Source organism: Bacillus sp. PK6-013, from assembly GCF_054161445.1.
This window is the reverse complement of sequence record NZ_CP096417.1, coordinates 1,693,853-1,707,202: the sequence shown is the minus strand read 5'-3', so window position 1 is coordinate 1,707,202 and position 13,350 is coordinate 1,693,853. Positions and strand designations below refer to the sequence as shown.

At 48.6% G+C, this 13,350-nt stretch carries 14 protein-coding genes; 2 read left to right on the top strand and 12 right to left on the bottom strand.

Annotated features, from left to right (window positions below; genetic code table 11):
• The first annotated feature begins 92 nt into the window (after nt 1-92).
• The gene (prli42, locus tag M1E03_RS08775) at nt 93-185 is read left to right on the top strand and encodes a stressosome-associated protein Prli42 (protein WP_023855150.1); all 93 of its coding nucleotides are present in this window, start codon (nt 93-95) and stop codon (nt 183-185) included.
• A 141-nt stretch (nt 186-326) separates the two neighbouring features.
• Here the strand turns inward: prli42 and M1E03_RS08770 are convergent, their stop codons facing one another.
• The 5 genes from M1E03_RS08770 to M1E03_RS08750 all read right to left on the bottom strand — a co-directional run bounded on the left by M1E03_RS08770 (nt 327) and on the right by M1E03_RS08750 (nt 4,256).
• Complete coding sequence (locus M1E03_RS08770) at nt 327-1,286, bottom strand: aromatic acid exporter family protein (protein WP_020452108.1); 960 nt, start codon at nt 1,284-1,286, stop codon at nt 327-329.
• Between the two features lie 72 nt (nt 1,287-1,358).
• Nucleotides 1,359-2,081, bottom strand: coding sequence for an amino acid ABC transporter ATP-binding protein (locus M1E03_RS08765; RefSeq protein ID WP_023855151.1), 723 nt, complete (start codon nt 2,079-2,081; stop codon nt 1,359-1,361).
• Nucleotides 2,074-2,736, bottom strand: coding sequence for an amino acid ABC transporter permease (locus tag M1E03_RS08760; protein ID WP_020452110.1), 663 nt, complete (start codon nt 2,734-2,736; stop codon nt 2,074-2,076). The genes M1E03_RS08765 and M1E03_RS08760 overlap by 8 nt, the downstream gene beginning before the upstream one ends.
• Nucleotides 2,737-2,822: 86 nt before the next feature.
• Complete coding sequence (locus M1E03_RS08755) at nt 2,823-3,590, bottom strand: transporter substrate-binding domain-containing protein (protein ID WP_023855152.1); 768 nt, start codon at nt 3,588-3,590, stop codon at nt 2,823-2,825.
• A gap of 228 nt (nt 3,591-3,818) precedes the next feature.
• Nucleotides 3,819-4,256 carry a BrxA/BrxB family bacilliredoxin gene (locus M1E03_RS08750; RefSeq protein ID WP_023855153.1) on the bottom strand — a complete coding sequence of 146 codons (438 nt, stop codon included), beginning with the start codon at nt 4,254-4,256 and terminating at the stop codon, nt 3,819-3,821.
• Nucleotides 4,257-4,440: 184 nt separating this feature from the next.
• Here M1E03_RS08750 and M1E03_RS08745 point away from each other — a divergent pair, with 184 nt between their 5' ends.
• A complete protein-coding gene (locus M1E03_RS08745; RefSeq protein WP_020452112.1) occupies nt 4,441-5,343 on the top strand; it encodes a YegS/Rv2252/BmrU family lipid kinase in 903 nt (300 codons plus the stop codon).
• Nucleotides 5,344-5,368: 25 nt separating this feature from the next.
• On the opposite strand, the gene M1E03_RS08740 is transcribed toward M1E03_RS08745, so the two are convergent.
• Genes M1E03_RS08740 through yqiS form a run of 7 tightly spaced genes read right to left on the bottom strand, consistent with a single transcriptional unit; the run spans nt 5,369 to nt 13,249 of the window.
• Entirely contained in the window at nt 5,369-6,649 is a 1,281-nt protein-coding gene (locus M1E03_RS08740; RefSeq protein WP_458110746.1) for a dihydrolipoamide acetyltransferase family protein, read from the bottom strand.
• A gap of 23 nt (nt 6,650-6,672) precedes the next feature.
• Nucleotides 6,673-7,656: an alpha-ketoacid dehydrogenase subunit beta gene (locus M1E03_RS08735; RefSeq protein ID WP_020452114.1), complete on the bottom strand. Its 984-nt coding sequence runs from the start codon at nt 7,654-7,656 to the stop codon at nt 6,673-6,675.
• 12 nt (nt 7,657-7,668) lie between these two features.
• Nucleotides 7,669-8,661 (bottom strand): thiamine pyrophosphate-dependent dehydrogenase E1 component subunit alpha, encoded by a 993-nt coding sequence (locus M1E03_RS08730; protein WP_020452115.1) that lies wholly within the window; start codon nt 8,659-8,661, stop codon nt 7,669-7,671.
• A gap of 22 nt (nt 8,662-8,683) precedes the next feature.
• Complete coding sequence (lpdA, locus tag M1E03_RS08725; protein WP_020452116.1) at nt 8,684-10,105, bottom strand: dihydrolipoyl dehydrogenase; 1,422 nt, start codon at nt 10,103-10,105, stop codon at nt 8,684-8,686.
• Entirely contained in the window at nt 10,095-11,201 is a 1,107-nt protein-coding gene (buk, locus tag M1E03_RS08720) for a butyrate kinase (RefSeq protein WP_020452117.1), read from the bottom strand. The genes lpdA and buk overlap by 11 nt, the downstream gene beginning before the upstream one ends.
• Nucleotides 11,202-11,239: 38 nt before the next feature.
• Nucleotides 11,240-12,334: a branched-chain amino acid dehydrogenase gene (gene bcd / locus M1E03_RS08715; protein WP_020452118.1), complete on the bottom strand. Its 1,095-nt coding sequence runs from the start codon at nt 12,332-12,334 to the stop codon at nt 11,240-11,242.
• Nucleotides 12,335-12,337: 3 nt separating this feature from the next.
• Entirely contained in the window at nt 12,338-13,249 is a 912-nt protein-coding gene (gene yqiS / locus M1E03_RS08710) for a phosphate butyryltransferase (protein WP_023855157.1), read from the bottom strand.
• Nucleotides 13,250-13,350: the final 101 nt, after the last annotated feature.

The window sequence follows — 13,350 nt, the reverse complement described above, 5'->3', positions numbered from 1 at the left end:
TGCCCCTTCTCTATTTGATTCTTACACGAAACTTGTCCGATGAAAAAAAGCAGTATAAAATAATGGGAGATTAAAAAACAGAGGTGAAAAGCTTGTCTCGAAAATTCATCAAATTCATGGTTATTTTAATGATCGGCGTCATGGTGCTGACGACTCTGCTTACCGGACTCAGCATGATTTTTTAATACAAATCATGAAAGCAGGCGGCTCTTTTTGCGGAGAAACGCCTGCTTTTTTTCAAGCCCGGACTTCCGCAGGAATAGAAAAAACCGCACGGGTTTCCCCCTGTTCCATTAGATTGACCAATGAAGGAGAAACTCATGCGGTTATGCAGGAGATTTAATTCCTTTAAAGTAGCTCTTAATCACAAGATACTGTTCCATTTCGCCGAGAAAATTGAAAAGAGCAGCGCGCGCTTCAAATTCTTCGCGTGTCGTCGGCAGCTCCATCTCATCAATTTCCTCTCTCATTTTCACGAGCCGCTTCAAAAACTTATGAGCCGTATTGCCGGGATGGATGGCTCCTCTTAAATCATGAAGAAACGCTGCGATCATATGCCCCTGTTCAACCGTCATCGAAATCGACGTGATTTTCGGCAGGACCCTTTCGATAATTTCAAACTGCTTTTCTCTCATTTTAAAGTAGTGATAATAGAGATTTTCGTGCCTGAGAAAGTGATTTTCCACATCACGGTATGCCAGGGTCTTCGCTTCATTGATCAAACGGTGCGTCTCAGGAATCTCTTTTCCCGTCCAGTCCTGTTCCCCGGTCAGCAAATAGCGTTCGATTTCTTCAAAAATCTTGGCAAAGTTATCTTCGATTTTCTGCTGATACTGTTTGAGCTCTTTATCGAGGCTCGGCATGTACAAATTCATCAGCAGGGCAACGCCGATTCCCGTAATGATGATGAGGCATTCATTCCAAATGAGAGAAAGGGTGATCCCTTCTGACATATAAAGATGAAGAATGATGACCGAACTTGTGACGATTCCTTCTTTTATTTTCAGAAGAACGGTTGTCGGAATAAAGAACAGCAGCATCAGACCGATGACAGCCGGATGATAGCCGATCAGTTCAAAAAACGCGTATGAAAAAACGATCGCAAGAATGCATGCCGCAAACCGGGCCCATGATGCCTGAAGGGACCGCTTTTTCGTCACTTGAATACAGAGGATCGTGATGATCCCTGTCGACACAAAATTATGAAGGCCGAGCAGCTGTGCGATATAGATGGCCAATGCTGTGCCAAGCGCTGTTTTTAATGTGCGATAACCTATTTTAAACATCGTTAACCCCAATCTTTTCTGCTAGTCTTAGTGAATAAAAAAGAAGAAGATCAGCATCTTCTTCAGCTTATTTTATAGTATTTTCTCTAAAAAGTCTTGAGCTCTTTTCGATTTTGGAGAAGAAAAAAACGCTTTAGGATCATCGTCTTCGACAATGGTTCCTTCATCCATGAAAAGCACCCTGTCGGCGACTTCTTTGGCAAAGCCCATTTCGTGCGTCACGATCACCATCGTCATCCCGGTTTTCGCCAAATCCTGCATCACCTGAAGCACTTCTTTGACCATCTCAGGATCAAGGGCCGATGTCGGCTCGTCAAACAGCATGATGTCCGGATTCATCGCCAGCGCCCTCGCAATCGCAACGCGCTGCTTTTGCCCCCCTGATAAACGGTTCGGATAATCATCTTTTTTATCGATAAGCCCCACTTTCTCAAGCAGTTCTTCCGCTTTTTTCGTTGCTGCCTGTTTGCTTTCTTTTTTGACATGGACAGGTGCATACGTAATATTTTCAAGAACCGTTTTATGCGGAAACAAATGAAAATGCTGAAAGACCATGCCGATGTTCTCTCTGATTTTCAGCACATTTGTTTTCGGTCTTGTAATCTCTTGATCCTGAATGAAAATGCTGCCCTCCGTCGGCTTTTCGAGCATGTTTAAGCAACGCAGAAACGTGGACTTGCCTGAGCCTGACGGACCGATGACAGCGGCTACTTCGCCTTTTTCAAAGGAAACGGAAATATGTTTAAGCACCTCGTGCTTTCCGAAAGATTTTGAGAGATTGCGAACATTAATCATTGACATTCAGCTTCCTTTCAATCGCTTTGCCGACAAACGTCAGGATCAAAACGAGCACATAGTAGATGAGACCCGCAAACAGCATCGGCTCAAGCGGGCTGTAGATCGCCGCTCCCGCCTGATAGCTTCGTCTCATAATATCGCCGAGTCCGATGACGGTGACAACAGCCGATTCCTTTGTCAGTGTAATCGATTCGTTGATCAGCGCTGGCATGATATTTTTAAAGGCCTGCGGCAGCAAGAGATCCTTCATCATCTTTGCATACGGGACGCCCAGCGCCATCGCCGCTTCTTTTTGCCCTTTGTCGATCGCATTGATTCCGGCTCTGATGATTTCTGACACATAAGCGGCGGAATTTAAGCCGAATGCGATGACGGCCGCCCAGTAAGCATCAATATCGAAGCCCAGCACCTGAGGCAGCCCGTAATAGACGATCATCAGCTGCAGAACAAGCGGTGTCCCCCGGAATATGGAAGTGTAAAAATCGGCAATCCATGCGAGGGGCTTGATCGAACTGATTTTTAAAAGCGTAATCAAAACCCCCAGCAAAAATCCAAGCACGGCCGCAGCCGCGACCACTTTTAAGGTGACGCCCAAGCCTTCCAAAATGAAAGGCATCTCGGGTATTGTACTAGAAAAATCAAGAAAATTCATGTGACTCTCCCTCTCCCGCCTCATCATCAAAGAGGCGCACATCGCTTTAGAAAAAAAAGTTCAACAAAAAGTTGAACTTTTCACGCTTACTTTTTCGTTTCTCCGCCGAACCATTTTTCTTTCAGCTTTTCAAGTTCTCCGCTTTTCTCCATTTCTTCAAGCGCTTTGTTGAACTTCTCGGTCAAATCGCTTCCCTTTTTGAAGGCGATCGCGGAGCCGGCTTTTTCATCCGGTTCTTTCGGCAGATTGTAGCCAACCAGTTCTTCATTTTTATTAATATATTTTTCGGCAACGATATCCTCTATGATTGCTGCGTCAAAGCGGCCCGCTTTGATTTCTTCGGTTAAATCCGAAATGCGGTTGCGGTTTTCAACTTTTAAATTATAATCCGGCGTAAGCTCCTTCGCTTTTTCTTCCTGAATGGAGCCAAGCTGCACGCCGACCGTTTTTCCTTTCAAATCGTCAAGCGATTTGATGCCGCTTGATTTTTTTGTAACGATCATGTTGTGAGCCGTATAATAGACGTTTGAAAAATCGACCTGCTTTTTGCGTTTAGGCGTCGGCGTCATTCCTGAAAGCACGATGTCGACTTTGTTTGTTTTAAGAGCGGTCACCAGGCCGTTGAAGTCCATGTCTTTCACTTCGATTTCATGGCCCGTTTTTTTAGCCAGTGCATTGGCCAGATCAACATCAAAACCGACAATCTTATCTCCGTCTTTCGATTCAAAAGGCGGGTAATCGGCTGAAGTTCCCATCACCAATGTTTTTTTATCAGCAGAACTGCTGCTCGTCCCGCATGCAGTCAATGCAAATGTGACACATGCTGCCACTACCAGTAACATCCATTTTTTCATGTTGTGTATCCCCCTGAACCTTTTTTGAATATTTATTCGTTGATATGTATTTTAAACATTTTCTAGGCCAGATGCAATACCATTTTGAAAAATAACTGAAAAACCTTCAAACAAGCATTTAAATACCAATTGAAAGCCTGTGTTTTTATCTTTCTGATTGCATATAAAAAGAATTTTTATACATAAAAAAAGCCTGCCACTGTTTTGGCAGGCGGTATTTCCTTTACCTTATACTTCTTCACAGTATTCTTCAAACAATCCTTGAAGCTTAGTGATGACAGCCATCGGCTCATAGCCTTCAATTTCATGGCGTTCGACCATTTTTAAAATCTTGCCGTCTTTTAAAAGAGCGAATGACGGAGAAGAGGGCGGATATCCTTCAAAATATCCCCTTGCTCGAGCCGTCGCTTCTTTGTCTTGTCCGGCAAAAACGGTGACGAGATGATCCGGGCGCTTATCGTAATGAACCGCATGATGTGCGGCTGGCCTTGCAATTCCCCCTGCACAGCCGCAGACGGAGTTGACCATCACAAGCGTAGTCCCTTTTTTCGTGAGCGCTTCATCGACCTCTTCAGGCGTTTTCAATTCGGTGTAGCCGGCAGCCGTTATTTCCTGTCTGGCTTGGCGCACGACATCATTCATAAACAGATTAAAATCCATGTTCACTTTAAGATCTCTCCTTTTTAGCCGCCTTTAGCATGATGCTAAAGGCGCTGTTTGCTCATCTGTTCTAATGATACTTTGAAACCGTCCGAACCGCAAATCAGGCGATTCGTGTTCCTTCAGGTTTATGGCACGGGCAGCCCGGGGAAAAATAAGTAAAGACTCTATCAAATAAAGGAGCACCTTTATGAACCGAAAGAAAGCAATGCTGATTTACAACGGAAATGCAGGACAAAAAAATGTTGAAAAAACACTGGGTGCTGCCGTACCTGTTCTTTCACAGGCTATAGACGAACTCATCGTAAAACCGACGAGAAAGAAACGTGATGCATTCGAATTTTGCCGAAAGATCGGGGAGGATATCGGGCAATTGTTTATATTAGGCGGTGACGGAACGGTGCACGAATGCATTAACGGCATCAGCCAGCTTCAAACGAAGCCAGATATCGGCATTCTCCCGGGCGGCACATGCAACGACTTTTCGAGGGCGCTCCGCATTCCCCAGAACATTGAAAAAGCGGCGGAAGCGCTCGTCAATGGAAAACCTGTCCCGGTCGATGTGTTAAAAGCAAATGATCATTATTGTCTCAACTTCTGGGGCATCGGATTGATTACGGAAGCTTCCACCCATATCAATCAAACGGAAAAAGCGCTGCTCGGGAGAATCAGTTATTTTACAAGCGCACTGCGGACCATCTCCAATCTTGAGCCTTTCTCTTTCCGCCTGTCGATCGACGGAGAAGAGTTTACTGACGAAGCGGTCATGGTGGTCGTGCTGAACGGACCATTTATCGGAACAAACAAGATCCCCCTTCCGCAGCTGAGCATTAACGACGGAAAAGCGGACATCCTCGTCTGCCGGAATACGAATTTGGCTGCATTGAAAGAACTTTTTGCAATGGATGATCCCGAATGGGATTCCTTTGCAGGCGAGCTCTCCTATTATCAGGGGCAAACCGTTGAAGTTGAAACCGCCCTCCCAATGGAAGCCGATACAGACGGCGAAATCTGCACAAAAACGCCGGCTTCAATCGAGGTGCTAAACGGACATCTCCGCATGCTCGCCCCCTTAGAAAAAGAAAAGAGCTGACCCTTAACGGGCCAGCTCTTCTTTTTTAATAAATGGAAGTATGATCATCGATTTGTTCCAAAATCTCTTTCACACGGGCAAGGAATCTGCCGCAAACGAGGCCGTCAAGCACTCTGTGGTCGAGGGATAAGCACAGGTTCACCATATCTCTGACCGCGATCATGCCATGCTCCATGACGACGGGACGCTTGACGATCGATTCAACCTGCAGGATGGCCGCCTGTGGATGGTTGATGATCCCCATTGACTGAACCGACCCGAACGAACCGGTATTGTTGACCGTGAACGTACCTCCGCTCATATCCCCGCTCGTCAGCTTGCCGCTTCTGACCTTATGAGCCAGTTCGGAGATTTCTCTCGCGATGCCTTTAATTGTTTTTTCATCGGCATGCTTGATGACAGGAACGTACAGCGCATCGTCAGTCGCTACTGCAATTGAGATGTTGATGTCTTTTTTCTGAATGATTTTATCTCCGGCCCACATGCTGTTCATTTGCGGGAATTCCTTCAGCACCTGTGCGACCGCTTTGACAAAGAACGCGAAAAAGGTCAGGCTGAAGCCCTCTTTCTTCTTAAATTCGTCCTTTATTTTGTTGCGGTAGCTCACAAGACTTGTGACATCCACTTCCATCATCGTCCAGGCATGAGGGATTTCATGCTTGCTTCTGACCATATTGGTCGCAATCGCATGACGGATTCCGGTCACAGGAATCTCGACGTCTCCAGCCGCACTCTGAGGCGGTGCAGCTTGAGGGGCGGCTTGCGCCGGCTTTTGGACGGGCTCACTCGCTCCCGCGGCATTTGTATCCGGCTGTTTTTCCGGCGCCGCATCAGCTTGAGGAGCAGCTCCGGAAGCAATGATGCGCTGGATGTCTTTTCTGGTGATCCGTCCGCCGGCACCGGTACCTTCCACCTGCTCCAAATCAATGTTGTGCTCACCGGCAAGTCTCAGCACCGCCGGGGAATAACGTTTTTTCTGAGATGTATCTTTTTCCTCCGGTTTGGCCGGCTCCGCTTCCGCTTGATCCAGATTGGAAGCAGCCTCAGCCTCCGGTTTCGCTTCTTCGTTTGTTTCGACTTTGCAGATGACGTCTCCGACTTGCAGAGTTTCGCCTTCTTTCCCGACAAGCTCGGTAATCGTTCCCGTGAACGATGAAGGGACTTCAGCATTGACCTTATCCGTCATCACTTCAGCAATCGGATCGTATTTGTTGACGTGATCTCCGACGCTGACAAGCCATTTGCTGATGGTTCCCTCCGTCACGCTCTCCCCGAGCTGCGGCATTGTCATTTGTTCCACTGCCATACGATATGTCCTCCTTCGCTATATTAAAACTCGGCCAATTCTCTCATTGCTGCTTCTGCTTTATCCGGATTGACCATAAAGAATTTTTCCATTGTAGGAGCATACGGCATTGCCGGGACGTCAGGGCCCGCCAACCGCTTAATCGGCGCATCCAAATCGAACAGGCAATGCTCTGAAATGATCGCGGCTACTTCACTCATAATGCTGCCTTCCTTCGTATCCTCGGTCATCAGAAGCACTTTGCCCGTTTTGGAAGCCGCTTCAATAATCGCTTCCTGATCGAGCGGATATACTGTTCTTAAATCAAGGATATGTGCGGAAATCCCGTCTTTGGCAAGCCGCTCGGCAGCCTGAAGGGCGAAATGGACGCACAATCCGTATGTGATGACGGTAATGTCTTCGCCTTCCCGCTTCACATCCGCCTTTCCGATCGGCAGCACATAGTCGTCACTCGGCACTTCGCCCTTGATCAGCCGGTACGCACGTTTATGCTCGAAGAACAGGACAGGGTCGTCATCGCGGATGGCCGCTTTCAAAAGCCCTTTGACATCATAAGGTGTCGAAGGCATGACGATTTTCAACCCGGGCTGGTTGGCAAATACGGATTCAACTGACTGAGAATGGTACAGCGCGCCGTGCACGCCTCCGCCGTAAGGTGCGCGGATGACGATCGGACAATTCCAGTCATTGTTGGAGCGGTAGCGGATTTTTGCCGCTTCTGAAATAATCTGGTTGACAGCCGGCATGATAAAATCTGCAAACTGCATTTCGGCGACCGGTCTCATCCCGTACATGGCAGCCCCGATTCCGACGCCGGCAATTGCGGATTCCGCCAAAGGCGTGTCCATCACCCGCTCTTCGCCGAACTGGTCGTAAAGACCGGCTGTTGCCTTGAACACACCGCCTTTTTTGCCGACATCCTCCCCTAAAACAAAGACGCGGGAATCCTTTTCCATTTCTTCTTTCAAAGCCAAAGTGACAGCATCTATATATGACATAACTGGCATTGTTCTTCCCCCTTACTCCGCATAAACATGCCGCAGCGCATCTTCCGGATCTGCATAAGGTGCATGTTCAGCATAATCTGTTGCTTCATTGACGATGGTTGTGATCTCATCCGACATTTGCTTCTCAGACTGGTCGTCCAGAAGGCCTGTTTCTTTTAAGTAATGCGCGAATTTGTTAAGCGGATCATTTTTCTTCGCCTCCGCCACCTCTTCGCGCTCTCTGTAGCTTCGATCATCATCATCGCTGGAGTGCGGGGTCAGCCGGTATGATATCGTTTCGATTAATGTCGGACCTTCGCCTCTTCCGGCACGTTCCCTTGCTTCTTTAACCGCTTTGTAGACTTCAAGCGGATCATTTCCGTCAACAGTCACGCCGGGCATGCCGTAACCGACGGCGCGGTCGGAAATGTTTTCACAAGCCACCTGCTTTTCGTAAGGAACCGAAATGGCGTATTTATTGTTTTCACACATGAAAATGACGGGAAGCTTATGAACGGCGGCAAAGTTCGCCCCTTCATGGAAGTCCCCCTGGTTTGAAGAGCCTTCACCGAACGTCACAAAAGTCGCGATGTCTTTCTTTTCAAGTCTTCCGGCAAGCGCTACACCCACCGCGTGCGGAACTTGCGTTGTCACTGGCGAAGAGCCCGTGACGATCCGGTTTTTCTTTTGACCGAAGTGGCTCGGCATCTGCTTTCCTCCCGAATTCGGATCCTCGGCTTTTGCAAACGCCGACAGCATTAAATCTTTTGCCGTCATGCCAAAAGCAAGGACAACGCCCATATCTCTGTAATATGGAAGCACATAATCGTTCTCACGGTCTAATGCAAATGCCGCTCCGACCTGGGCGGCTTCCTGTCCTTGACAAGAGATGACAAAAGGAATTTTGCCTGAACGGTTTAAGAGCCACATCCGCTCATCAAGTTTTCTGGCTAAAAGCATGGTTTTGTACATGTCGATTGCTTGTTCATCTGTTAATCCAACTGCTTCATGACGGTTATTGCCCATTTTTTTCACTCCTTCATGCTTTCTAAAAATGAATCGCCTTTCCATCTACGGCAAGGGCGGCTTCTCCGATCGCCTCCGACAGCGTCGGATGCGGATGGATCGTTTGTCCGACTTCCCACGGGGTGGCGTCAAGCACCTTTGCCAGACCGGCTTCAGATATCATGTCTGTCACATGCGGGCCGATCATGTGAACGCCCAAAATATCATCTGATTCGCGATCGGCGACGATTTTGACAAAGCCGTCCGTCTCACCGTACACGAGCGCTTTGCCAATCGCCTGAAACGGAAATTTGCCTACTTTGACGCTTTTGCCCTGTGCCTTCGCCTCATCCTCTGTCAAGCCGACCGATGCGGCTTCAGGACTTGAATAGATGCATTTTGAGACAAGCGAATAGTCGATGTCGTGCGGATTCTCGCCAGCAATGTGCTCAACAGCCGTAATCCCTTCATGGGAAGCAGCATGTGCAAGCTGAAGGCCGCCGATCACATCTCCGATCGCATAGATGTGGGATTCTTTTGTCTGGTACATGCTGTTTGTCGCGATAAAGCCGTTTTCCACTTGGATATCTGTGTTTTCCAGACCGATCCCTTCAACATTTGCCTGCCTTCCGACAGATACGAGCATTTTCTCAGCGGAATAGGTCTGTTTTTCTCCGTCTTTTTCCGCTTGAATGCTGACCGTATCGCCTTTCGCCAATGTGTCGGGCAGCACTTTCGCTCCCGTGATGATGGTGATGCCTTTTTTCGCCAGCTGCGTCTGCATTTCTTTAGAAATATCGGCATCTTCAGTCGGCAAAATCCGGTCTGCATACTCAATGACGGTCACGTCAACACCGAAATCGCACAGCATGGAAGCCCACTCGATTCCGATGACACCTCCTCCGACAATCAGCATGGAAGCCGGAAGCTGCTCAAGTTCAAGCGCTTCGTCGGATGACAGCACGTTTTCCCCGTCAAGCTCAAGCCCCGGCAGCGACCTGGGCCTTGAGCCTGTGGCGATGATGACGTTTTTCGGTATGAGCATCTCATTCTCATCCCCGTTTGCCATCTCAACGGAAACCGTCCCCGGCATCGGGGAAAAAATCGACGGCCCGAGAATCCGTCCGATTCCTTCGTAAACATCAATCTTTCCTTTTTTCATCAAGTGTTTGACACCGTTGTGCAGCTGGTCAATTATTTTTTGTTTTCTGCTTTGAACTTGAGAAAACCGCAGGCCGACTTCAGAAATGACCACTCCGAATTCGTCCGCCTTTTTTGCTGTCCTGTAAACTTCCGCGCTTCTTAGGAGCGCTTTCGACGGGATGCAGCCTTTATGAAGGCACGTGCCGCCGAGTTTCCGCTTTTCAACGACGGCTGTTTTCAGCCCCAGCTGCGAAGCTCTGATGGCAGCCACATAGCCGCCTGTGCCCCCTCCAAGAATCACGAGATCGTATTCAGTTGCCATGACTTTCCCTCCTCTGGTTCGGATACTGTTTCGCCTCTTCTTCGCCGTTCAATACGCGAAATGCACCTTCAGCCAATGCTTGAAGCTCATTTTCTCCCGGAAAGACGACGACATCCGAAATCCAGTCTATGTATTGTCTGATCGAGGTAACAAACGATTTTCCGTACGCCAGTCCGCCTGTCAAAATAATGACATCGACTTCGCCTTTTAAGACGGCGCTGGCCGCCCCGATTTCTTTGGCGATTTGATAAGCCATCGCTTCATAGATGAGCGCAGCCTTTTGATCGCCTTCCTTGATCATTTTCTCAACTTTAACCGCATCCGTCGTGCCGAGATAGCCGGCGAGGCCTCCGCCGCCGACTAGCATTTTCATCAGCTCGCCTTTCGTATACTTGCCGGAGAAGGCCATTTCGATCAGATCACCCGCAGGAATGGTTCCGGCCCGCTCCGGACTGAGCGGACCTTCTCCGTGGAGGCCGTTGTTGACATCGATCACCCGACCGTGGCAATGAACGCCGGTCGTAATGCCGCCTCCCATGTGGGTGATGATCATTTTCATATCTTCATACCGCTTTCCAAACTGCCAGGCCGCTTTCCTCGCGACAGCTTTTTGGTTGAGCGCGTGAAAAATACTGCGCCTTTCAATGGCCGGCGTGCCGGAAATTTTTGCGATAGGGGCCATTTCATCCACAACAACGGGGTCGACGATAAAAGCGGGAATATTTAATCCGTCGGCAATCTCCCTGGCGATGATACCCCCGAGATTTGATGCATGCTGCCCCGCATATCCGTTCTTCAAATCGGTGATCATCGCATCGTTGACTTCGTAAGTGCCGCCTTCAATCGGTCTGAGTAGCCCTCCCCGGGCGCAAACGGCAGCCAATTTAGAAATATTGATTCCCTGTTCATGCAGGGTTTCGAGTATCGCCTGTTTTCTGAACGAATATTGATCAATAATGGTTTGGTATTGCTGTAACTCAGCCTCGTCATGACGGATTGATTTTTCGAAAATCGAACGGTCATCATGAAAAACGCCGATCTTTGTAGATGTTGATCCCGGATTGATGACGAGAATACGTTTTTCCTGTACCTGCATTGATATAAAACCTCCAGTAGCGAATAGGGGTTATGATCTTAACGCCTGCTTAAAATGTGATGGCCGTTTTGCAAAAATTGACTTCTCGATTGGCGCATGCGCTCAATACGCTCTTCCGCCAGGCGGTCTGCGGCCAAGTATGTCGGAATGCGGTCGCGTTTTGAAATTTCAAGGACGCGTTCAATATTTCCGTAGATGCCTTCGACTTTTTTCAGCGCGCGCTCTGAATTATAGCCGTAAAGCTCGTCAGCGACATTGATGACGCCGCCGGCATTGATGACATAGTCAGGGGCATAAACGATACCCATGTCGTGGATTTGATCCCCGTGGCGCGTTTCTTTCAGCTGATTGTTGGCTGCCCCGGCAATCACTTTGGCTTTCAGCTGCGGAATCGTATCATCGTTGATTGTCGCTCCCAGAGCACACGGTGCATATATATCGCACTCCTGTGAATAAATATCATCCGGATCGACGGCACGGGCGCCGAATTCGGCGACTGCGCGTTCGACCGCTTCTTTATTGATGTCGGTCACGATCAGTTTCGCGCCTTCTTCGTGGAGATGACGGCACAGATTGTATGCCACGTTTCCGACCCCTTGGACAGCAACGGTTTTTCCTTCAAGCGAATCTGTCCCGAAGGCCTCTTTTGCCGCAGCCTTCATCCCTTTATATACCCCGTAAGCCGTTACCGGGGAAGGATTGCCAGATGAACCGAAAGCAGGCGAAATGCCTGTAACAAAATCAGTTTCGTCATGAATGATGTCCATATCTTCAACGGTTGTACCGACGTCTTCCGCGGTGATGTATCTGCCGTTCAGCCCTTGAATGTAACGGCCGAAAGCGCGGAACATTTCTTCGTTTTTATCTTTGCGCGGATCGCCGATAATAACGGTTTTGCCTCCTCCGAGGTTCAGTCCGGCCGCCGCGTTTTTATAGGTCATTCCCCGCGCAAGGCGCAGCGCATCTTCAATTGCGGCTTCTTCACTTTCATATGTCCACATTCTCGTGCCGCCGAGAGCCGGCCCGAGCGTCGTATCATGAATCGCGATGATCGCTTTTAATCCGGACTGTTTATCTTGGCAAAATACCAATTGCTCATAGTCATACTGTTCCATATATCGAAATAGTTCCATTTTTTATTCCTCCTCTTGTCGTGCTTCAGACGTACACAGCGCCAAAGCAATCGAATACAGCTTGTTTTCTGCGGAATCGGCCCTGCTTGTCAAGGCGATGGGCGCTTTTGCCCCTGCCAAAATGGCTCCCACTTTCGCACCCGCAAAATGAATCAATGATTTGTAAAGGACATTGCCTGTTTCAATTGAAGGAACAAGCAGGATGTCAGCCTCGCCCGCAACGATTCCAGAAATGTTTTTATGCCGGGCGGCAAGCGGTGAGATCGCGTTATCCAAAGCAAGAGGCCCGTCAACGATGCAATTTTTGATTTGGCCCCGATGATTCATCTGCGTCAAGGCAGCTGCATTTAATGTCGCTTCCATTGCGGGATTCACCGTTTCCACCGCGGCGAGGCAAGCGGCTTTCGGCATTTGCACGCCGACCGCTCTCGCCACGCCGACTGCGTTTTCTAAAATTTGTTTCAGCTCATCAAGCTTGGGGCTGATATTCATTGCCGCATCTGTTACATAAATCAGCCTCTCAAACCCGCTGACTTCAAAAGCTGCTACATGTGACAGTACATGCGAGGAACGGAGCCCGTACTCTTTATTCAAAACGGCTTTTAATAGCACGGCTGTCGGGACATTCCCCTTCATGAGAACATCAGCATTGCCGCTTTTGACAGCTTGAACGGCAATTCTCGCCGAATCCGCCGGCGATTCCGAATGAATGATATCCACGTGCCGTTTTGAAATGTTCTGTTCTGTCATCATATGCCTGATCTTTTCTCTGTGCCCAATCAGCAAGAACCGGGCAAATTGTTTGTCGACCGCAAGTTTGACTGCTTGCAGCACTTCGTCATCTTCTGCATGTGCGACGGCGACCGTTTTATTGTCAAGCTCCGCCGCTTTTTGCAATAATTGTTTCAGCTTCATAGTACCCACCTTTCTTAGCAAACATCCGCCCACTATATCATGCAAGTTTCGTGCCAGTATAAAAAAGCGGTTCGGTACTGTGATCCTGTTTTACAGTTTGC

Excerpts from the sequence above, each read along its gene's own strand:
- M1E03_RS08770 (WP_020452108.1), bottom strand. The coding sequence starts at position 1,286 with ATGTTTAAAATAGGTTATCGCACATTAAAAACAGCGCTTGGCACAGCA.
- M1E03_RS08765 (WP_023855151.1), bottom strand. The coding sequence starts at position 2,081 with ATGATTAATGTTCGCAATCTCTCAAAATCTTTCGGAAAGCACGAGGTG.
- M1E03_RS08760 (WP_020452110.1), bottom strand. The coding sequence starts at position 2,736 with ATGAATTTTCTTGATTTTTCTAGTACAATACCCGAGATGCCTTTCATT.
- M1E03_RS08755 (WP_023855152.1), bottom strand. The coding sequence starts at position 3,590 with ATGAAAAAATGGATGTTACTGGTAGTGGCAGCATGTGTCACATTTGCA.
- M1E03_RS08745 (WP_020452112.1), top strand. The coding sequence starts at position 4,441 with ATGAACCGAAAGAAAGCAATGCTGATTTACAACGGAAATGCAGGACAA.
- M1E03_RS08740 (WP_458110746.1), bottom strand. The coding sequence starts at position 6,649 with ATGGCAGTGGAACAAATGACAATGCCGCAGCTCGGGGAGAGCGTGACG.
- M1E03_RS08735 (WP_020452114.1), bottom strand. The coding sequence starts at position 7,656 with ATGCCAGTTATGTCATATATAGATGCTGTCACTTTGGCTTTGAAAGAA.
- M1E03_RS08730 (WP_020452115.1), bottom strand. The coding sequence starts at position 8,661 with ATGGGCAATAACCGTCATGAAGCAGTTGGATTAACAGATGAACAAGCA.
- lpdA (WP_020452116.1), bottom strand. The coding sequence starts at position 10,105 with ATGGCAACTGAATACGATCTCGTGATTCTTGGAGGGGGCACAGGCGGC.
- buk (WP_020452117.1), bottom strand. The coding sequence starts at position 11,201 with ATGCAGGTACAGGAAAAACGTATTCTCGTCATCAATCCGGGATCAACA.
- bcd (WP_020452118.1), bottom strand. The coding sequence starts at position 12,334 with ATGGAACTATTTCGATATATGGAACAGTATGACTATGAGCAATTGGTA.
- yqiS (WP_023855157.1), bottom strand. The coding sequence starts at position 13,249 with ATGAAGCTGAAACAATTATTGCAAAAAGCGGCGGAGCTTGACAATAAA.